The 20,572-nt window shown below is 42.6% G+C and carries 15 protein-coding genes; 10 read left to right on the plus strand and 5 right to left on the minus strand.

Features of this window, described 5'->3' with window-relative positions; translation table 11 throughout:
- Both KHS79_RS00005 and KHS79_RS00010 read left to right on the plus strand, forming a co-directional pair.
- On the plus strand, positions 1-2,111 hold a 2,111-nt coding region (locus KHS79_RS00005), incomplete at its 5' end, for a beta strand repeat-containing protein (protein WP_212715578.1).
- Between the two features lie 229 nt (positions 2,112-2,340).
- The gene (locus KHS79_RS00010; protein WP_212715580.1) at positions 2,341-3,873 is read left to right on the plus strand and encodes a TolC family protein; all 1,533 of its coding nucleotides are present in this window, start codon (positions 2,341-2,343) and stop codon (positions 3,871-3,873) included.
- 70 nt (positions 3,874-3,943) lie between these two features.
- Here KHS79_RS00010 and KHS79_RS00015 read toward each other — a convergent pair whose 3' ends face one another.
- Positions 3,944-5,083, minus strand: coding sequence for a methyltransferase (locus KHS79_RS00015; RefSeq protein ID WP_212715582.1), 1,140 nt, complete (start codon positions 5,081-5,083; stop codon positions 3,944-3,946).
- A 135-nt stretch (positions 5,084-5,218) separates the two neighbouring features.
- On the opposite strand from KHS79_RS00015, the gene gorA reads away from it, so the two are divergent.
- The 3 genes from gorA (at position 5,219) to KHS79_RS00030 (ending at position 11,556) form a co-directional block, all read left to right on the plus strand.
- A complete protein-coding gene (gorA, locus tag KHS79_RS00020) occupies positions 5,219-6,586 on the plus strand; it encodes a glutathione-disulfide reductase (RefSeq protein ID WP_212715584.1) in 1,368 nt (455 codons plus the stop codon).
- Between the two features lie 445 nt (positions 6,587-7,031).
- Positions 7,032-9,803, plus strand: coding sequence for a hybrid sensor histidine kinase/response regulator (locus KHS79_RS00025; RefSeq protein ID WP_212715586.1), 2,772 nt, complete (start codon positions 7,032-7,034; stop codon positions 9,801-9,803).
- Between the two features lie 427 nt (positions 9,804-10,230).
- Positions 10,231-11,556 carry a Na+/H+ antiporter family protein gene (locus KHS79_RS00030; RefSeq protein ID WP_212715589.1) on the plus strand — a complete coding sequence of 442 codons (1,326 nt, stop codon included), beginning with the start codon at positions 10,231-10,233 and terminating at the stop codon, positions 11,554-11,556.
- On the opposite strand, the gene KHS79_RS00035 is transcribed toward KHS79_RS00030, so the two are convergent.
- The 3 genes from KHS79_RS00035 to KHS79_RS00045 all read right to left on the minus strand — a co-directional run bounded on the left by KHS79_RS00035 (position 11,518) and on the right by KHS79_RS00045 (position 14,321).
- Positions 11,518-11,763, minus strand: a complete 246-nt coding sequence (locus tag KHS79_RS00035) for a hypothetical protein (RefSeq protein WP_094788481.1) — start codon at positions 11,761-11,763, stop codon at positions 11,518-11,520. The two genes, KHS79_RS00030 and KHS79_RS00035, sit on opposite strands and share 39 nt — an antisense overlap.
- 193 nt (positions 11,764-11,956) lie before the next feature.
- Positions 11,957-12,988: a GIY-YIG nuclease family protein gene (locus KHS79_RS00040; protein WP_212715591.1), complete on the minus strand. Its 1,032-nt coding sequence runs from the start codon at positions 12,986-12,988 to the stop codon at positions 11,957-11,959.
- Between the two features lie 352 nt (positions 12,989-13,340).
- Complete coding sequence (locus KHS79_RS00045; RefSeq protein ID WP_212715593.1) at positions 13,341-14,321, minus strand: polyprenyl synthetase family protein; 981 nt, start codon at positions 14,319-14,321, stop codon at positions 13,341-13,343.
- A 508-nt stretch (positions 14,322-14,829) separates the two neighbouring features.
- On the opposite strand from KHS79_RS00045, the gene rplU reads away from it, so the two are divergent.
- From rplU to proB, 4 genes are all read left to right on the plus strand, one after another.
- On the plus strand, positions 14,830-15,141 hold the full coding sequence (gene rplU, locus KHS79_RS00050; protein WP_094788478.1) for a 50S ribosomal protein L21: 312 nt from the start codon (positions 14,830-14,832) through the stop codon (positions 15,139-15,141).
- Positions 15,142-15,162: 21 nt separating this feature from the next.
- Positions 15,163-15,420 carry a 50S ribosomal protein L27 gene (gene rpmA, locus KHS79_RS00055; RefSeq protein WP_027707084.1) on the plus strand — a complete coding sequence of 86 codons (258 nt, stop codon included), beginning with the start codon at positions 15,163-15,165 and terminating at the stop codon, positions 15,418-15,420.
- Positions 15,421-15,698: 278 nt separating this feature from the next.
- On the plus strand, positions 15,699-16,892 hold the full coding sequence (gene cgtA / locus KHS79_RS00060) for an Obg family GTPase CgtA (protein WP_094788477.1): 1,194 nt from the start codon (positions 15,699-15,701) through the stop codon (positions 16,890-16,892).
- 127 nt (positions 16,893-17,019) lie between these two features.
- Positions 17,020-18,162, plus strand: coding sequence for a glutamate 5-kinase (gene proB, locus KHS79_RS00065; protein ID WP_027707086.1), 1,143 nt, complete (start codon positions 17,020-17,022; stop codon positions 18,160-18,162).
- A 94-nt stretch (positions 18,163-18,256) separates the two neighbouring features.
- Here proB and rpsT read toward each other — a convergent pair whose 3' ends face one another.
- The gene (gene rpsT / locus KHS79_RS00070; protein ID WP_027707087.1) at positions 18,257-18,526 is read right to left on the minus strand and encodes a 30S ribosomal protein S20; all 270 of its coding nucleotides are present in this window, start codon (positions 18,524-18,526) and stop codon (positions 18,257-18,259) included.
- A gap of 464 nt (positions 18,527-18,990) precedes the next feature.
- Between rpsT and murJ the strand changes: the two genes are divergently transcribed.
- Positions 18,991-20,571 carry a murein biosynthesis integral membrane protein MurJ gene (gene murJ, locus KHS79_RS00075; RefSeq protein ID WP_212715595.1) on the plus strand — a complete coding sequence of 527 codons (1,581 nt, stop codon included), beginning with the start codon at positions 18,991-18,993 and terminating at the stop codon, positions 20,569-20,571.
- Position 20,572: the final 1 nt, after the last annotated feature.

Raw genomic sequence — 20,572 nt, forward strand, 5'->3', positions numbered from 1 at the left:
CTGTGTCCTTGACCGGGGGCACGATGTCCACCGCCACCACGCAAACCTTGATCGATAACATGAGTTATCAGAACAACAGTAATACCCCCAGCACCAGCAACCGGGTGGTGACCTTAACCAGTATTCAAGACAGTGGTGGTACGGCCAATGGAGGGGATGATACCGCGTCTATTTCCGTGGCGTCGACGGTAACCATCGTGGGCGTGAACGATGAGCCTACCTTAACCGCCAATGCCAGCAACCCGACCTTTACCGAAGGGGGGGCCGCCGCCAGCTTATTTAACGGAACGAGTATTTCAACCATTGAAACAGGACAGAATGTTTCTGGACTTACCCTGACAGTGACAAATGTCATTAATGGAGGAAGTGAAGTACTGAATATTGATGGCACATCAATAGCCCTTTCTCAGGGTACAAATGGTACAACGGTAGGAAATGGTTTTAGTTACACGGTTGTTGTCGTAGGTAATACCGCAACAGTTTCTCTTTCGGGGGGAAGTATTTCAGCGGCTTCTGCTCAGTCACTGGTGGATAGTATCAGCTATCAAAATAATAGTAATACACCAGATACAAGTAACCGAGTGGTTACATTAACCAGCATTCAGGATAGTGGTGGTACTGCAAATGGTGGTGATAATACGGCATCATTGGCTATTGCATCTACAGTAACTGTTGTTAGTAATAATGATGCCCCCACATTAAGCGCTAATGCGAATAATCCCAACTTTGTTGAAGATGGCAGTGCGGTTAATGTATTTAATGGCACAACAGTTAGCACAGTCGAAGCTGGCCAAAATATCACAGGCTTAACCCTAACAATCACCAACATCACGAATATTTCTCAAGAAATAATCAATATTGATGGTGCTTCGATTTTACTGGTTAATGGGGTTTCCGGTTCCACTACTATTAATGGACTAAGTTATGCAGTGACTTTTTCTGGCTCTACCGCAACAGTTGTATTAACCGGAGGCAGTTTAACAACTGCACAAACTCAGACATTGGTTGATGGCATAACCTATCAAAATAATAGTCAATCCCCCAATACAACATCTCGTGTAGTGACTTTGAAACAAATTACTGATGATGGAGGTACTGCAAATGGTGGTAGTGATACGAAGAATATTTCGGTTGTTTCTACGGTAAGTGTTACATCAGTAAATGATGTACCGACTGCCATGAGTTTATCGAATGCAGACTTAAACTTGTCCTCAACAACAGGCATTGTGGGTTCATTATCAACGACAGATGCTGATATTGGCGATACACATACTTATGCATTAGTCAGTGGTGTAGGTGGTGACCATAATGGCTTATTTGTGGTTGAAAATAATGTAATTAAAGCGGCAAATACTGCTAATTTGTCTGGTGGTGTGTATACCATTCGAGTGCAAGCGATTGATCGTGCAGGAGGAACCTACGAACGATCCTTTACCATAACGGTTACTGATGATGCATCCTTAAACTATACCCAGCAAAATGGTAATAACATTGGCGCTGATAGCCCGAGGGTAAATAATGAGCCTATTGGAGCTGGTGAACCGGCTTTTGAGCCAGATAACCCTCTACTGCCAGAACCACCGACAGTCAATGTGGTATTACCAAGGGAAGCGATTGCGGTAAATAATGTTATCGATGCAAATCAGCGCACCTATAATACAACGCTAAGCCATATTGTAACTAGTACACAGGTAGCACCTCCTTTAACATTTTCACCGACCTATAACTTTTATACTGCTATCGGTCGAGGGTTTGGAGTGAGTAGTTCAACACCATTTGCTTCACCAACTGACTTTGGTACTCCGCCTGGTTTTAATCAAGATATTGGGCCAGCAAATACTGACAGTAATGATGTTAATAATCAGGGAGATGAAGAGCCTGCAAATAGTGGAACCCCTGGCGATAGTGATACCCCTGATAGCAGCCGTGATGATGCTTCTGCAAATGATACGACATTTAGACCTAACTTTACTGAGCAGTTACAACTTGCGAATAATGCAAATCAAAAACAAGCATTGTTGGCAGCACTGCTTGGTACACCATTAAATGAACAATCCCAAGAAAGTGAGCAAGTTATCGATTTAAAAAATGATCATAAAAAAGTGAGTTAGTAAATCGTTACAAAAATAAATTATATTTCTATCTAAAAAAAAGCAGTGAGTTAGCTATAGTTGTTATATGTAGGTAATAAGACAAAAATGTTCTTATTACCTGCTTTTTGGTATCTGAAATGATTTGGGGTAGACGATGCCAATGCTAGTTTTTCTGTAACAATACTCATAATGCAGGGTATAAATTGAATAACATTTAATTGGTTATATTCGCGGGGACAGTTGCGCCATGAAAATTATCCACGGATGGATGCTTTTTTTTGGGTTATTAACATTGGGGGGGTGCGTAGTGACTCCAGAACCCATAAATCCAGAAAAAACAGCACAACGAGTAATGAACGACATTGATCAGATGTTTAGAGAGCAGATACCTGTGTCGGGGGAAATTAGTCTTTATGAAGCAATGGCCCGAGCAGTAAAATATAATATTGATCATCGATTGAAAATGCTTTCTCAAGTAGTCAAAAATAGAGAGCTTGATCTATCTAAGTACGACTTGCTTCCAAGATTAGCGGCTTCCGCAGGTTATAAACATCGGGATAATGAAAATGCCTCAAATAGCTTTTCCGTGAGTAGAGGCGTGGAGTCGTTGGAAACTTCAACATCACAGGATAAAGAACTGTGGACAGCTCAAGCTCAGGTTGTTTGGAACGTTCTGGACTTTGGTGTTAGTTACCTCCGACAGCAACAGCATGCAGATAAAGTACTTATAGCTGAAGAGCAACGTCGCAAAGTTGTGCAGAATATTGTGCAAGAGGTTCGGCAAGCCTATTGGCGGGTGGTTGCTGCACAAGCGATTGAACAAAATCTACATACAGCCATTCGTGACATTGAAAACTCACTTAATACAGCCAGGCGAATGAAGGCTGATGGATTACAGCGGCCAATAGAAACCCTTGAGTTCCGGCGTGATTTATTAAAAACTTATCGCGGATTGTTGAAGAAAACTGATGAATTAGCTTTGGCTAAGGCTGACTTGGCACGACTGATGAACTTGCCCCCAGGTACATATTACCGGGTGATGTCGATGCCTAAAAATGAAAGCCCTTTTGCGTTTAATGTACAGCAATTGGCATCGTTGCAGTTAGCCGCATTACGTTACCGGCCTGAATTAAGAGAAATGGATTATAATGCCCGTATAGTTGAGAAAGAGGGTACGATTGCTAAGCTGGAATTACTGCCTGGTTTATCATTTACCCTGGGCGGCTACTATGATGACAACAGTTTCTTATTAAATCAAAGTTGGGCAGAGGCGGGTATACAGGTTTCCTATGATTTAGTTAAGTTAGCAACGATACCTGATGTTAATGCACTACAAGACTCACGTAATAAATTAGTTAATTTACAACGTAGGGCATTAAGTTCTGCTATTTTAGCTCAAATGGAGCTGGCTGTGCGTAGCTATTTAATTGCAAAAAAAGATTATGAGTTATCTTTAGCGGCTACAGATATTGAAAACCAGCGTTATCGCCAATACCGAGCGCAAGGAGATACTGGTATGGCTGCTCGGTTAGAGCTTACTCAGGCAAAAGCGGATATGCTGCTAGCATCGTTAGATCAGCACTTTCAGTATGCTCAGATGCAAACACAATTTGGTCTTGTAGTAAATTCCTTAGGCATTGATCCATTGCCACAAGTGGTAGCCAGTCATAACTTACCTGCTTTAACATCAAGCATGAAAAGGTATTTTCAAGAGCAATTACCAAAACAATTACAAGAAGTATTAGCTGAAGCCAAGACAATGAAAGTAGCAAGTCGGTAACAAAATGATACCCTGCACATGAGCTATACTTGCTTTAACAAAAAAGGACCTTGGCGCAGGTCCTTTTTAGTTAAAGTGATTTTGTAGCGCCAAGAATTACAAATTTTCTATCGTTGGCGATCAATGTACAATTTCCAAAAAGCCGTTTTAGTTTCATATGGTAATTCAAATGCCTATTACCTATGACTGTCAAAGCACCACCTGCTACTAACTTCTGTTTTGCTTGTTTAAACATGCGCCAGGCAATTTGGTCTCCGACCGTATGCTGTTGGTGAAAGGGTGGATTACACAGAATTTCGTCAGCTTCCGTTGTTATACCTTGTAAACAGTCATTGACAATAAACTGCACATTCTGCCTATTAGCAAACCTGTTCCGCCACGTCCGTTTAGCTGAATCAACGGCCATAAATGATTCATCAGTAAAACTAATACTGGCGTCAGTATTTATGATGCCTGCACAGACACCAAGCACACCATTACCACAGCCTAGGTCAACAATGTGTTGGGCTTTTTCTAGGGCTAAAGACGGTAAGTGTTGTAAAAGTAATCGAGTACCGATATCTAACTTCTGTCGAGCAAAGACATTGGCATGACCATAAGCGGTGAGTGTTTGATTAAGAAAAGTAAACTTGTAAGAACTTAGGGCAGACTTTTTTGTAGCTGAGCCAGTTTTGACTTCAGTGTGGAAAAGGCGTGCTTTTTTTTGTGCTAACGATGCCTGGGTTGGACCTATAAACTGCTCTAATGTTTCGATAAGCGTTGGGGGAAGATGCTTTATCATTCCTCCTGAAACAAATGTGGTATTAGGAGAAAGATAGGGATATAAACGTGTTAGCTGTTCAATGAGCAATGAATTATTTTTGGGGACTTTAAGTATGACAAGGTCATAACTTTCAGATAGTTCTGATAATGGTGTGAGTACTGAGACATCTGCACTGGCGATCTGGTTGACTTGAGCATTGTGAATGATGCCTTGATGACTGAGAAAAGAATCGCTGATAACCGTCGGATGTTTCTGGTGAAGCGTGAGTGAGAGTGCGCCCCACTGATCATTAAGGATGATGGGGTTTTGCCAGCTTTTAGCTGACTGTGCAATAAATTCAATCAAGTATTCATCGGCAGCATCCCAAGCTTGCAAAGTATCTTGGGAGCTTATTGGGTAGCGGGTAAGCTGTAAGTCAGTTATGGCATTACTAAATGTTTTCATCATGTTGCCGGTCAATAAATATATTTGAACAGATTCAGCTCATGCATATAGGGAGTTGCTGCATTTGGTGGCTGACCTATAATGGCGGCATTATACTGAAGTTTGTTTTTATCTGCGCAATTAAAAGAGATGCTATTTATGGCGAACTCGAATTATGATTATGACTTACTGGTTATTGGTGCAGGATCTGGTGGGGTTCGAGCCAGTCGTATGGCTGCATCGCAGGGTGCAAAAGTAGCAGTTGTTGAGTCAACTTTTTTGGGAGGAACCTGTGTCAACGTAGGCTGTGTACCCAAAAAGCTGTTTTCTTATGCAGCGCATTTTGCTGAAGACTTTCATGATGCCAGGGGATTCGGCTGGTCTATTGGTGAAAAAGACTTTGACTGGTCAGTGTTAAGGCAGAATAAAGATAAGGAAATTCAACGGCTGAATGGCATATATCAGCGCTTACTGGAAAATGCTGGTGTTACCATCATTAATGGGCAAGCACGTTTTATCGATGAGCATACTGTCGAAGTGGGTGATGGCCATTACTCTGCTGAGCGAGTTTTAATTGCGACAGGTGGACAACCTTTTGTTCCTGAGTTTCCTGGGCATGAGCATGCGATTACGTCAAATGAAGCCTTTTATTTAGACTCGTTACCAAAGCGGGCAGTCGTTGTTGGAGGCGGTTATATAGCACTGGAGTTTGCGAGTATTTTTAATGGGTTGGGTGTTGAAACCACATTAATTTATAGAAGAGAGCTTTTTTTACGGGGATTTGATGACGATGTACGTCACTTCATGCGTGATGAGGTTGAGAAAAAAGGTATTCAGTTACGCTTTAGTGAAGATATTTCTCGTTTAGACAAACAGCAAGATGGCACTCTCCAGTGCCAGTTAAAAACAGGTGGTGAAATTAACACTGATTTGGTGCTATACGCTACAGGTCGTGTACCAAATACATTGGGCTTGAATTTAGCGCAGGTAGGCGTTGAAACTGACCAACAAGGTGCAATTGTTGTTAACGAGCACTTTCAAACTTCTGTACCTTCAATATATGCGTTGGGGGATGTCATTAATCGAGTGCAGCTAACGCCTGTGGCACTGGCTGAAGCCATGAGCTTGGTTCGTCACTGGTACCAAGGCAGCTATGAGCCGTTAGATTACTCATTGGTACCTTCTGCTGTATTTTCTCACCCTAATATTGCCTCCGTCGGGCTAACAGAAGCGCAAGCAAGGGATCGTTACAGTAAGCTGGATATCTATCGAACCAGTTTTCGTCATTTAAAGCATACACTCAGCGGTAGCGATGAAAAAACGCTGATGAAGCTTATTGTGGATAAAGTGACTGATAAAGTCATTGGTTGTCATATGGTGGGTGCGGAAGCTGGAGAAATAATGCAAGGACTGGCTGTCGCAATCCAAGCTGGTGCGACAAAAGCAGTTTTTGATAGAACAATAGGCATACACCCAACTGCAGCAGAAGAGTTTGTCACCATGCGTGAACCTGTAGTTGAAAGCTAAGCTATAGGAGCAAAATAACAGGCCCTAACAATCCTATAAAGTGTTTTGAGATAGTTGAAATGGTCTAATAATGATTAAGCGGAGTTTATATTGTATTAATTTTATATTACATATAGACCTCAGTGTCATTGAAGTAGACTACTATAGTATAAAGGACATAAACTCCCGTCTTAATATACCCTTCATGAATCATTTTTAGGGTTTGTTGTCAGCGCTCCAAGGATGGTGGGAATGCAGTTTATGCATAATGACATGGATGTCATATAGTAGAGCAATGCAGGAGCTATTGCTGAGGAGCATTTAACAGCGACCCCTAAAAACCCTTTGTTTTGGGTATATAAACGTTATCAATGACTTTAAAGTTTTTTGAAAACCGATAATCATAGAGAAATATAAAAGAAAATAAAGCAAGGAATACCTATTGTTGGGGGTGCACACACAGCAAATGGACCTTATGCGAAATGGTTTAACGATTAAAGGGAAAATATATGCACTCTTTTTATGTTTGTTGCTATCTGTAGGCTTGTTAGTTACAAATGGCTTAAAAAGTGTGAATGGCGTGAGTGAGTTATTGCATGAGGTTAGAAAGACTCAAGCTAGTATAAAAATGTTACAGAGTGTTGATGAAGAAGTTCGTAATCTTCGAGCTCTTTTGCAAACAGAAAATTATACTCATCAGGTCACTTTGGAACAGCTAAGAAAAGTTGTTTTGGACATTCGTAATAAGTACATAAGCCGTGAAAATATAGAGTTAGTAAATCCTCCCTTTATAGCCAATAGTCTGACTAAACAAGCTGCATTATTTAACTCAATCCTTCAGCATGTTGATACATTACAAACTATAAATGAGCGCTTTCAGCAACTTCGCTCAGAACTACTCATTGATGTTAATAGCTTAATGAGCCGACCTTTACTGCCGTTATCAAGTGCTGAAGAAAAACAAACCCTCTTAGCTTTAAAACAATGGCTCATATCTGAAACTGTAGTTTACCAGTCCAATAGTGTGAGTAACTTGTGGTTAGTAAATGCTGGTAAATATATACAGGAATTAGAGCGATTTAGACTGCAAAATGAGTCGGGTCAGTTACCTGTAATTGGTTTAGCAAATGATATAGATACATTAATCCAAGTACAGCTTAAGGTTCAGTCAACTTGGCAGCAATTAACAAATGATATATACCTTATTGAAAGCAACTATCGAGATCTATTGAGACAATCGTTACTTCAGATTGAGCAGTTAAATTTAACTTATGACAATAAATTTCGTGAAGTCATAATGAGTAAATGGCTTGTGGTCATTGTAGTCAGCTTACTCAGTGTATTAATAGCGACTTTACTTATTTTGACTATTGTTATTCCGCTCAAAAAAATAACTCATGCTTTTAAGCGATTAACCGCTGGTGAGCTTGATATAGATATTCCGGGTAAGCATCGTACAGATGAAATAGGGGATTTAGCGTTTGCTGCAAATGTTCTAATTGAGAAAAGCAAACAAACAGTCACGTTATTGGAAAACACAAAACGATTAGTAGCTGAGCAGGAAGCAACCAATAAAGCACTAACGCGAGAAATAGAGCAAAGACAGCAAGTAGAGTATGACTTGGTAAAAGCCAGAGAAGCTGCTGAGCTGGCAAACTATCAAAAAAGTTTGTTTGTTACTAATGTCACACATGAACTCAAAACACCCATAAGCGGTATTTTAGGCATGTTAAGCCTACTGGACGCAACACGATTAACACTTGAACAGAAAGAATATATTGACTACGCGTCCAAGTCAGGAGATGCCACTTTAGCAATGATTCATAATATGCTGGATTACACGACCCTTGAAACAGGGCGTATATCTATTCAGCGGAAACCCTTTAGTTTGCACTCGCTTGTTGAAGAAGTCATTTTTTTAAGTGCGTTTCGAGCGGCACAAAAGCAGATAGTTCTACTTTATGATATTGCGAATTATTTACCTGAACAGTTAGAGGGGGATGTTACTAGAATTCGTCAGGTATTACTTAACTTAATCAGCCATACTATTCAGCACACAGATCAAGGTTATATTGCGCTAGATATAAAAGGTCACACCAGTGTTGATGAAGCTGTGGTTAAATTTATTATTCATGATAGTGGGCAATTAATCACTTGGGATCTTTTTGATGAGCGCTATACGTCAGTGAGTCAAAAAAGTGAAAGTACAGACTCAATAGGCGTTGCTATAGCACGACAGTTAGCGGAATTAATGTGGGGGAAACTGGAAAACGCAACCGTTGATAATCCTGCCCGATTTACTTTAACGCTATCTTTACCCACCGTATGTGCTACTGGGGCTGTTATTGAAAAGCCAGAACAAAGTTTGCAAACCGTATTTAGAGGTATTTGGCTGGGTGAAAGCCCTATTATTTATAATTATATTGCGTGCTTAGCTAAAAAGGTAAATTTACATTTAGTCCACTTAGCTTCATTAACAGAGCTAGCGAATTGGGTCGGTAAAAATAATGTACAGGAGTATCAGTGTTTGCTTGTCAGTAGTGAGCTGATGAGTGAGAGTTATCCTAAATTACTGCAGAATATTCACGCAGTTCATCCTGCTATACGTCAGTTAATAACGATTTGGTACAGCCTGTTTCCACGTTGTGGTGAAGCGAGCCAGTTTAAAGTAGCGGGTTTTAGGGGGTATTTATCACACCCAACTAAGTATAAAGACTTTATAACGCTCCGACATGCCTTAATGAGTAAATCTCATGGGTTTATTACCCGTCACATTCAGTCTGATATAGGCTTGCCCGAGGGACTTGGCAGTAGCCAAATAACAAATGAAAACATTGGTCAGCTCAAAGTATTAGTGGTCGAAGATAATCCCGTTAACCAAAAAGTCGCTGCAAGAATGCTGAGTAAGCTACAGTGTGAGGTAAGTGTGGCAAATAATGGGCAAGAAGCAGTCAATACCTGGCAGAGCCAGGACTTTGATCTTATTGTTATGGATTGCAATATGCCCGTGATGGATGGTTATGAAGCGACTCGACAAATTCGAATACAAGAGTCTGGTCAACAACATATCTATATTGTGGCTTTAACCGCTAATGCTTTGGAAGGAGAGCGCGAAAAGTGCTTGCAAGCGGGAATGGATCACTATTTAACGAAACCTGTAAAACTGGTTGACTTCCAACAGCTGGTGGATGAGGTGCGTGAGCACGCTTGTGCAAATACGCCTGCTGAAACTGTATAGTGATGCTGGTTCAGTCGTTTCAACTCATTTCTTGCCATAAAAAAACAGACAGTTGCATTTTCATGCAAGCTGCCTGTATCCGGGGAGACTCAATGAAAACCAGATAACTCCCTATCTGGTTGCATCATGGTAATTAGTAAGACAGGGGTAGTGATAAAAAGTTTCCCGGCAAAATGAAATTATTTAAAAAAATTATTGTTATAAGTTAATCGCTGACGGCTTAGCTTTTTCTGTCTTTTTTTGGTTGGAGGCTATACATAGCCTGTATTTAACGTTTAGAAAGAAACTTTGTATACACATTTCATTTTCTGTTCAGAGATCAATAGTCTGTATTTTAGCGGGTTTTCAGCCTTGGTGATCAAATGCTGATCGGTTATGATCTTGCTCTTTTGACAAACAACAGACTTAATGAAGTGGTTAACGAACTATGAATTCAGTGGTGGTTGCAGTGTTGGTTATGTTAGTGCTCAGTTTACTGCGCACTAATGTGGTAATTTCACTTATTGTTGGGGCTATTGCCGGAGGGCTACTAGGGGGGCTAGGATTAGAAGAGACAATTAATGCATTTAGTAAAGGGTTAGGAGGAGGTGCCCAGGTTGCACTTAGTTATGCGCTGTTAGGTGCTTTTGCGGTGGCAATTGCCAAATCAGGATTACCTCATTTGATTGCTGATAAAGCCGTAGCTATGCTAGGGAAGAATGGAGACCATCCACAAAAAGTAAAACACTTGAAGTATGGATTGATTGGTGTTTTGGTACTGGTTGCCATCAGCTCTCAAAATATTATTCCTATCCACATTGCATTTATCCCTTTGCTAATTCCTCCACTGCTTATGGTTATGGCGAAGCTGCATCTTGATCGCCGTTTAATTGCCTGTGTGCTGGCATTTGGTTTGATTACCCCTTATATGTTTTTACCTGTTGGCTTTGGCGGTATTTTTCTTAATGAAATTCTACTGGCAAACTTGGCTGATAATGGGTTAGCTATTGAAGGAATTAATGCTACACAAGCTATGCTGATTCCGGCTCTGGGAATGTTGGCTGGATTATTGGTTGCTGTTTTTGTCACGTATCGTGGTAAACGTGAGTACGATATTGAAAAACTTCAGGAAGCTGAGAGTATTTCTGTTTCATATTCACCAAAAAGCTTAGGTATGTCTGTTGTTGCCATTGCTGCTGCATTTGTTGTTCAGCTACTAACTGACTCAATGATTCTTGGTGCAATGATTGGTTTTCTTGTCTTTTCGTTGAGTGGCGTCATTAACTGGAAAGCCTCTGATGGGGTTTTTGTTGATGGTATGAAAATGATGTCAATGGTGGGCTTTATTATGATCGCTGCCGCAGGCTTTGCTGAAGTTCTTAGGCAGACAGGAGACATAGCTAACCTGGTGAATAATTCTGCTGCATTGATTGGTAGTAACAAAAGTTTAGCGGCATTGGTCATGCTAGCGGTAGGGCTACTGATTACCATGGGGATAGGTTCATCATTTTCAACAATTCCAATTATCAGCGCCATTTATGTGCCACTTGCCATGCAGCTAGGATTTTCGCCATTGGCTATTGTAGCGTTAGTTGGTACAGCTGCAGCCCTTGGTGATGCAGGTTCGCCTACTTCTGACTCAACACTGGGTCCAACAGCAGGTTTGAATGCAGACGGGCAGCACAATCATATTTGGGATACTGTAGTACCGACTTTTCTTCACTATAACTTGCCATTACTTGTTTTTGGATGGGTGGCTGCAATCACTCTTTAGTAATGCTGTATCGAAGATTGAAGGGGCAGGAGGAGCAAGATAAGAAGCCGCGGTGAAGGGGGCTCTAAAGGCTTTTCGAACCTGCTGCATTTGCTTGATGACCTCACTGCACTGGTAGTGGCTGAGGGCTAATGCTGCTTCCATCTGCTGCATCTCAGCGACAGCCTGCTGCAGTTGCTTCAATGATGAGTCTGTGAGAATGGACATTGCTTGCCTACTCTTGGCTCTATAAGAGCTTTGACTAGAAGACCAGCTGAATAGTTCGTTTGATGAAAAGATAGAAATTAGTGTCCCCCAGAAGCAGGTAAACCCTGCTCTGGGGGAATTGTTAACGTCTAGTGATATGCTTGAAGTGATAGTCAGTCGCCAAATTTAAAAAAACTGGCTAAATGCACTCAAATTAAGCGGTCTGCTTTAAAGGCTGCCAGCAGTTCTGAGGACGTAAATACTGAGCTTTAAGTTGTTCAGCCATCTCATTTAGGTTTTCGATTATTGATAACTGAGACTGCTTTTCGTTTTCAATTTCAGCGGGTGTACGTTGCTTGGTCAATTCACGTTGAGCCTCAATTGCAGCAACCATACGTAACTCTTTTTCTGTTAATGGTTTTGGCTCAGGTTCAGGAGGCGTAACTGCTGCCACTAGGTCATGAGATTGCTCTATCTCTGATAGTGACTGAGCTACTTGATTATCATCCTTTGCTTTTGCACTACTATTATAAGCTTTCGCGTGCTCTGTTAGCTGCTTAAGGATTGATCCCACCGTAGATGTGCTTTCATTATCTTCAGCTGGAGTTGTTTGTGTCCGTGCTGTAGCAGTTTTTTCTTTCGCTTTCTTTGGTGTTGCAGGCGCTTCTTCAAAAGATGGCGCGAGACTGCACGTAGCAGTGTTCTCTTTACTTGGCGGCACAGCCGTTTCTGCGGTATTACGACCGTTATGGTGTGTGTAAGCATCATAAGACTTAGCCATAGCCGTTAGCCGCTGTAAAATAGAAGGTCCTTCATGAGCTTCTATTTTAGCCATTGTCTCGGCTGAGGGCGATGGCGGTTGAGCTGGCGCAGCAGGTGCTGGCTGTTGCTTTGCTGTTACTGCTTGCTCACTCGTGGTGGGTTTAGCTTTTGCGGGTGCTTTTCTCCGTATAGGGCGAGAAATCGTACTGGATGAGCCAAGTTTGTAACCTTTCAAGCTCAATGCGCTGTAAGTGTTGATGGCTTCTTGCTCTAGCTCAGCAAGTTCATCTCTGTTTTCCGCGTAATCCCATTCTTCAACACTAAACTCATCAGTGCCGTAGCGAAGAATCTCTTTGTATAGAGGAAAATCAAGATCCATTTCGGCCGCGGCAATAATTTTTGCCCATTGCACCTCAAGTTGGTTACGTGTTGTACCAACATAAACCTGACCAGTGATCTTGTTTGTTACCGTGAAGATTAACAAGGTGACACCTTCGTTACTGAATAGACCCCAAAAAAAGAGCGAAATTATACAGAGGAAGTTTTATGTTGGTAGGGGTTGACACTGCTCTTTTGAAAAAAAGTGATAAAAAGCAAAAGGATTGGAATAATTATACGAAAACTGTTGTTCTGTCACGCTCACTGATCACAAAAATAGATCACTAGCTCTAATGAAGCCTTAATAAGGGTAGTACGTATTTTGATCAGTATGGCTGCAAGGTAGAAGGCATTCTGTATGGTGTAACTTTATCATTTTTCTGCCTAGTGATGAGCAGCAATATGCTGGCTGTAGCCGCCTTAAAAAAATAGGCGGCAATAGTATTATGCTGCAGACTTTAATAGCTCCGCTTAATGGCAAACGTAGCTAGGTTAAGCAGGGCTGTTTTATAGGTGGAAGGAGGAAGGATAGCTAAGGCATCTGTTGCTAGCTTTTGCTGCTCAGAGGCTTTTTCGAGAGTGTAATCAAGCGCGCCACTTTGAGTGATGATTGCAATGATTTCTTCAATGTTCACCTGCTCAGGTTTTTGGATAGCTTGTCTAACGCGCAGGGCTGCTTCAGGAGAGCCAGTTTGAATAGTATAAATCAAGGGCAGTGTGGGTTTACCTTCAGCCAAATCATCACCAATGTTTTTACCCATGGCTTTGGTATCACCTTGATAATCCAGCACATCATCAACCAGTTGAAATGCCATGCCCAAGTGACAGCCAAAATGACGCAGTGATTCACATACCTCTGGATCACTTCCTGCTAATTGCGCAGCTGTATGAGTAGACGCTTCAAACAACATGGCGGTTTTGCCATGAATGACTTGCATATAGTCTGTTTCTGACGTATTCGCATCTCTGATACGCATGAGCTGCATGACTTCACCTTCAGCAATGACATTGGTCGCTGAAGATAAAGTATCCATAATGCCCATATGCCCTAACTGCACCATCATCTGGAAAGCGCGGGAATAGAGAAAGTCGCCAACGAGGACGCTGGGGGCATTACCCCACTTAGCATTTGCGGTGGATTTGCCTCGTCTTAGATCCGAAGTGTCTACCACATCATCATGTAAAAGTGTGGCAGTGTGGAGAAACTCTATAATAGCGGCCAAAGAGATTTGCTGCTCCCCCTGGTAGCCACATGCACGGGCTGCAAGAAGGACGAGCAAAGGTCTGAGTCGTTTACCACCAGCTTGAACAATATATTCAGCTATTTTAGTGACCAGAGGAACTTGTGATGTGAGCTGGATGTTGATGCACTTATCAACAGCAGTAAAGTCATCAGCGACGACTGCGTAGATATCTTGAACAAGCTTGGATTCAGGCATGAGATTTTATGTGCACGATTAAAGAAAACCGCCCGCATGCTAGGGGGGTATAAACATTCTGTCAAGAATGATAACGCGGATACCCTGTGAGATATACCCGCTGGGAATGATTTTTACTTACAATACGCTTTATCTTACTTATTTGCTAACTGCTTTCTATTCTAGCCTGAGTTAAAAGTGCGCTCGTTAGACGCTGTGGCGAGTTAAAGTTATAGGCTAAAATGAAAGCAGGTAATACTTGCTTGACTCAAGTGATTTCCGTAGAATTGCGCGCTCACGCGCGAAAATCCTAGATTTCTTCTTTTTGTTATAAACGCTATAAACATCAAGCTAAGGCAGATATATGCCACTGCTAATATGCTGTTGTAGCTGTTTATGGGAAGTAATCTTAGTATGCGTTACGCTTGTTTAGTGTGTGTTACGCATGGGTATTTTCGATTTTATAAATTCCAGATCTAACTGGATGCCTTTAACAAAAAGGCGGCTGTGGATTTTCGGAGATAGATACATGTATGCGGTAATCGTAAGTGGCGGCAAACAGTATAAAGTCGCTGAAGGGGATACCCTAAAGTTAGAAAAGCTGGAAGTAGCCACAGGTGAGGCTATCGAGTTTGATAAAGTGCTGTTGGTTGCTAACGGTGAAGAAATCAAAATCGGTGCACCTCAAGTTGAAGGGGCCAAGGTTTCTGCTGAAGTGGTTGCGCATGGTCGCGGTAAAAAAGTGCAAATCGTCAAGTTCAGACGTCGTAAGCACCATCGCAAGCAAATGGGTCACCGTCAGTGGTACACCCAAGTTAAAATTACTGGCATTAGTGCGTAATCTACGATAGGAGACTGAAGCATGGCTCACAAGAAAGCAGGGGGTAGTACCCGTAACGGACGCGATTCCCAGAGTAAACGCTTAGGTGTTAAGCGCTTTGGTGGACAGCTGGTACCAGCAGGCAGCATTATCGTGCGTCAACGTGGCACACGTTTTCATGCTGGTGAAAACGTAGGTATGGGTACAGACCACACCTTGTTTGCTAAAGCTGAAGGCAGAGTGGTTTTCGAGGTTAAAGGCCCTAAAAACCGTAAATATGTACGGATTGAAGCGGCATAAAATCGCCTTCCAGTTTTCAAGAAAAGCCCCGCTCTGTCGGGGCTTTTTAATTTCAACACCTAAACCCAAGTATACCCTTCGCGAATCAACTTTAGGGTTTGTTGCCTTCATTTTTCACCTCAGTCACTTATTTATATAAGCTTCTGGGGCTTCATCACTTGACGGCTGCCCCTAAAAATCCTTCGCTTTAGGTATAGAAAAGATGGTGGCAATATTTTTTGGCGCGAGTAGGATGACTGTCTCCTATTTGGGTGCGATCTGTGAAAGGTGGTTAAAACATGAAGTTTGTCGATGAAGCTTCCATTTATGTTGAGGCTGGAAACGGTGGTGATGGATGCTTGAGTTTTCGGCGTGAAAAGTTTGTCGAGAGAGGTGGCCCAGATGGAGGAGATGGCGGTAATGGGGGGAGTGTTTATTTAATAGCTGATAATGACCTCAACACGCTTGTAGATTATCGCTATCAGCCTAAATATCGTGCTGAGCGTGGAGAAAATGGCCGTGGTCGCAACTGCTCTGGCAAAAAAGGCGGTGATATTGTCCTGAAAGTTCCAGTTGGGACCACAATTATTGATGAAGATACGCGAGAGGTTATTGGTGACCTGACTAGTGTGGGTGACAAACTGTTAGTCGCCAAAGGTGGTCATCATGGCTTAGGTAATACTCATTTTAAGTCCAGTACTAACCGTGCTCCTCGGCGGACAACAAAAGGGACGCCAGGCGAGAAGCGTAATTTACGTTTAGAGCTAAAGGTTATAGCTGACGTTGGCCTACTTGGGATGCCTAATGCAGGCAAGTCTACTTTTATTCGTTCAGTATCTCATGCGAAGCCCAAGGTTGCAGATTATCCTTTTACAACGCTGGTGCCTAACCTCGGAGTGGTAAAAATCGAGCAGCACCGTGGTTTTGTGATTGCTGATATTCCAGGATTAATAGAAGGTGCATCTGAGGGAGCTGGCCTTGGTATACGTTTTTTGAAGCATTTGGCGCGTTGCCGTATTTTGCTGCACTTGGTTGATATTGCACCTATGGATGGTAGTGATCCTGTGCAGGTAGCCAGTGCAATTATTCAGGAGCTGGAAAAATTTAGCCCAGCTTTAGCGGCGCGTGAGCGATGGTTGGTGCTGAATAAGGTTGATGTTGTGTCTGCAGAAGATTTGGCTGTAATAAAGCAAAATATTGTGGATGCACTGGGCTGGCAGGGGCCTGTTTATACTGTCTCAGCTTTGGCTAGAAAAGGTACTGAGCAGCTTTGTCAGGACATTATGAATTACATTGAAGCCAAAGCTGAAGAAGAAGCATCTAACCCTGATGCAGCTGCTGAAGAAGCAGACTTTAAAGCGCAAATGGAAGCTGAAGCTCGAGAGCAAATGCGCATTCTGGTTGAGCAGCGGCGAGCGCGTAAGCAAGCGGCTAAACAGCAAGACGATGATGATAATGATGACGATGATGTTGAAGTTTTATATGTACCCTAAACAATAAAGACTGTTTTCGTGTTTGTCTGCCTTTCACGAATTAACAATTTTTTTGGCTAATTAAATGGCTGTCAGGCAATGATTTATTAGTCAAGTTCAGGCTAACGTTCTCATGTAGTTAACTTTCATGCAGCAAGATAATCAAAGAGAAAAACTGACTAAAGCGAAACGCTGGGTTGTCAAGATAGGCAGTGCCCTGCTCACCGCAAATGGTAAAGGCTTAGCCACTGAAGCAATGCAGCAGTGGGTAGAGCAAATAGCTACATTGCGTAAGCAAGGCATAGAAGTTGTGCTGGTTTCATCTGGGTCAGTAGCTCAAGGAATGGTTAGACTGGGCTGGGCTTCTCGACCGAGAGCCATTCATGAGCTACAAGTGGCAGCGGCAGTAGGGCAGATGGGGTTGATTCAGGCTTATGAAAGCTTTTTCCGGCAGCATAATATCTCTCCCGCACAAGTGCTTCTCACCCATGCTGATTTATCTAATCGGCAGCGTTATTTAAATGCCAGAAGTGCTTTACGTACTATGTTAGAGCTAGGTGTTATTCCAATCATCAACGAAAATGATACGGTTGCTACAGATGAAATACGCTTTGGCGACAATGACACCTTAGGAGCACTGGTAGCTAACCTAGTTGAGGCAGATCTTTTAGTCATTTTGACAGATCAGCAGGGTCTTTATGATGCAGACCCCAGAACTAATAAGGATGCCAAGCTAGTAAGTACAGCACCGGCTGCCAGTAAAACACTGGATAATATGGCTGCTGGAAGTGCCGGTGCATTAGGTCGTGGTGGCATGATGACGAAGGTGCGTGCTGCAAGGCTAGCTGCCCGGTCAGGGGCGCATACCGTTATAGTGGGTGGTGCTCAGTCTGATGTTTTAACGCGAGTAGCGGCTGGTGAAGACATTGGCACACTGCTTACACCTGAGCAAGAACGATTAGCTGCTCGTAAGCAATGGCTGGCAGGACACCTGCAAACTCGAGGACGTTTGGTCATTGATGCTGGTGCTGTAAGAGTATTGCTAGAAGAAGGGCGGAGCTTACTACCAGTTGGCGTCTCTGCTATAGAGGGAGGCTTTCAGCGAGGGGAGATGGTGACCTGTGTAGATTTGCAAGGTGTGCCTATTGCAAATGGCCTGGTGAACTACAGTGCAGATGAAGCAAGGCAGATTATTGGCAAGCCGAGTCATCAGATAGAAGGGATTTTAGGGTATGTGGATGAGCCAGAGTTGATTCATCGGGATAACCTTGTATTACTAACGGATGGGTAAGGTGAAGTGGTTAGGATCAAGGTTTGTTTAGCTGAGTGAAATTTGGCAGGCAAAAAAAAACCGGCGACAGCCGGCTTTATCAGGCTAGTTAGCCTTAAGCTTCAGCTAAAGCCTTGACCTTAGCAGACAAGCGACTCTTATGACGCGCTGCTTTGTTTTTGTGAATGATGCCTTTATCGGCCATTCGGTCAATCACAGGTACTGCAGCAGTGAAAGAAGCCTTAGCTTGTTCGATATCTTTGGCTTCAACTGCAGCAATGACTTTCTTGATTACTGTACGTACATGAGAGCGCAGGCTGGCGTTATGCTGACGGCGCTTCTCATTCTGACGTGCACGTTTTTTAGCAGAGGGGGTATTTGCCACCGTCTTGCTCCTTGAATGCTATCACCATATAAAATTAGACGCGCAACTATGCCCATTTGGTCTGTCATTGTCAATATTTGTCCAGTAAAACGCGCGCTTTTATCACTGAGCTTAAGGTTGAGAACCTTGGCTTGCTACAAACGAGACTCACGCTATTTACCCAAGCTCATCAGTCAAGTCTTGCTAAAAGAACAGCTGCTGTATTTCAATGTGCGTCTATTGAATACAAAGTTGGCGAGTTTGTTGTGTGCTTGAGCATAGCTGGGCAGACTTTGGGCAATAGGGTTTTAGAAAGACGATTTTTATAAAATACAGTGCATTTGTGAGAGCCCTCCTTTTTTACAAAGTGCTATGGGTTGATGGCTAAGTCACTTTTGTGATGTAAGAAAAAGTTATAATAAGTTCCTTTTTTAGTTTATACCCTTCGCAGAGGGTATAGTTACTACCTGTTTGGATACCATGCAATGAGTGAAACTGAACCTTCACGTCAAGAAAAACCTGCTAAACCTTCTAAGTCATTTGGTCTGCTGCGTTCCAGTGCCATTGTTAGTGTGATGACCCTTTTGTCCAGGGTTTTGGGGTTGGCACGAGATAATGTTGTTGCCAACTATTTTGGCTCTACGGCAGCCGCAGACGCTTTTTTTGTAGCCTTTAAAATCCCCAATTTTTTTCGGCGTCTTTTTGCAGAAGGTGCTTTTTCACAAGCCTTTGTTCCTGTGCTGACTGAATATCATACAAAGCGTTCGCATAGTGAGGTGCAAGAGCTTGTAAAAAGAACCATGGGGACATTAGGTGGAGCCTTATTAATACTAACCAGTATTGGTGTTTTGGCTGCTCCGTTGATTATTACCATTTTTGCACCAGGGTTTCGGCAAATGCCAGAGAAACTCTCATTGACGGCAGAAATGCTTCAAATCACTTTTCCCTATTTGATGCTGATATCGCTAACGGCTTTATGTGGCAGTGTATTGAATAGCTTTAACCGTTTTGCTATTCCTGCGTTTACGCCTGTTCTTCTTAATGTAGCATTAATTTTGGCCACATTGTTTATGACACCCTGGTTTGATGAGCCAGTTATGGCGCTGGCTTATGGGGTGATGTTGGCTGGTATTGCGCAACTGTGCTTTCAGCTACCATTTTTAGTACGGCTGCAACTCTTCTCATGGCCGCGTTGGGGGTGGCACCATGAGGGCGTTCAGCGGATTATGAAGCTGATGGTTCCAGCTTTGTTTGGTGCATCGGTTTATCAGATAAGTGTGCTGTTTGATACGGTCTTAGCATCATTGCTGGAGACGGGCAGTATTTCTTGGTTGTATTACTCTGAGCGTTTGACTCAGCTTCCTCAAGGTATTTTTGGTATTGCCATTGCCACGGTTATCCTGCCTAGCTTATCGCGTAAACATGCAGAACAATCTTCAGAGAGTTTTTCGCGAACCATTGACTGGGCTTTGAAACTAGTCTGTTTAGTGGGAATTCCATCGGCCCTGGCGCTATTTATTTTGGCAGAGCCACTCATTGCTACCTTATTTCACTATGGAGCAATGCAAGACAGTGATGTCTTTAATGCCGCGAAAAGCCTTCGTGCTTATACTCTGGGGTTAGTTGCCTTTATGTTGATTAAAGTACTGGCGACTGGCTACTTTTCGAGGCATGACACCAAAACCCCTGTTCGTATAGCTATTAAAGCAATGTTTGCCAGTATGATTTTAAATGTCATTTTGGTTATTCCGCTTAAACATGCAGGTTTGGCGCTAGCAACCTCGCTTTCTTCACTGCTGAATGCTGGCATGCTCTATTGGGGATTGCATCGTATAGGCGTGTTTAAGCTTCAGCCTGGTTGGCGGCTACTGAGTTTGCGTATGCTTCTGGCAAACAGCCTGATGGTATTCGTGGTTTATGAGTTAATGGCTGATGTATCTCTTTGGTTGAGCTGGGGGTGGATTGACCGTGCTTTACAGATTGCCTTGCTAGTATCTGCTGGAGTATTGGCATATGCTGCCGCATTATTTCTCAGCGGATTTAAACCCCGACATTTAGCCCACTGAA

The organism is Zooshikella ganghwensis (assembly GCF_018263875.1).
GTDB classification, from domain to species: domain Bacteria; phylum Pseudomonadota; class Gammaproteobacteria; order Pseudomonadales; family Zooshikellaceae; genus Zooshikella; species Zooshikella ganghwensis.

Coding starts and splice junctions, on each gene's coding strand:
- gorA (WP_212715584.1), top strand. CDS start 5,219: ATGGCGAACTCGAATTATGATTATGACTTACTGGTTATTGGTGCAGGA.
- KHS79_RS00035 (WP_094788481.1), bottom strand. CDS start 11,763: ATGTCCATTCTCACAGACTCATCATTGAAGCAACTGCAGCAGGCTGTC.
- KHS79_RS00015 (WP_212715582.1), bottom strand. CDS start 5,083: ATGATGAAAACATTTAGTAATGCCATAACTGACTTACAGCTTACCCGC.
- murJ (WP_212715595.1), top strand. CDS start 18,991: ATGAGTGAAACTGAACCTTCACGTCAAGAAAAACCTGCTAAACCTTCT.
- KHS79_RS00025 (WP_212715586.1), top strand. CDS start 7,032: ATGGACCTTATGCGAAATGGTTTAACGATTAAAGGGAAAATATATGCA.
- cgtA (WP_094788477.1), top strand. CDS start 15,699: ATGAAGTTTGTCGATGAAGCTTCCATTTATGTTGAGGCTGGAAACGGT.
- rpmA (WP_027707084.1), top strand. CDS start 15,163: ATGGCTCACAAGAAAGCAGGGGGTAGTACCCGTAACGGACGCGATTCC.
- rplU (WP_094788478.1), top strand. CDS start 14,830: ATGTATGCGGTAATCGTAAGTGGCGGCAAACAGTATAAAGTCGCTGAA.
- KHS79_RS00045 (WP_212715593.1), bottom strand. CDS start 14,321: ATGCCTGAATCCAAGCTTGTTCAAGATATCTACGCAGTCGTCGCTGAT.
- KHS79_RS00030 (WP_212715589.1), top strand. CDS start 10,231: ATGAATTCAGTGGTGGTTGCAGTGTTGGTTATGTTAGTGCTCAGTTTA.
- proB (WP_027707086.1), top strand. CDS start 17,020: ATGCAGCAAGATAATCAAAGAGAAAAACTGACTAAAGCGAAACGCTGG.
- KHS79_RS00010 (WP_212715580.1), top strand. CDS start 2,341: ATGAAAATTATCCACGGATGGATGCTTTTTTTTGGGTTATTAACATTG.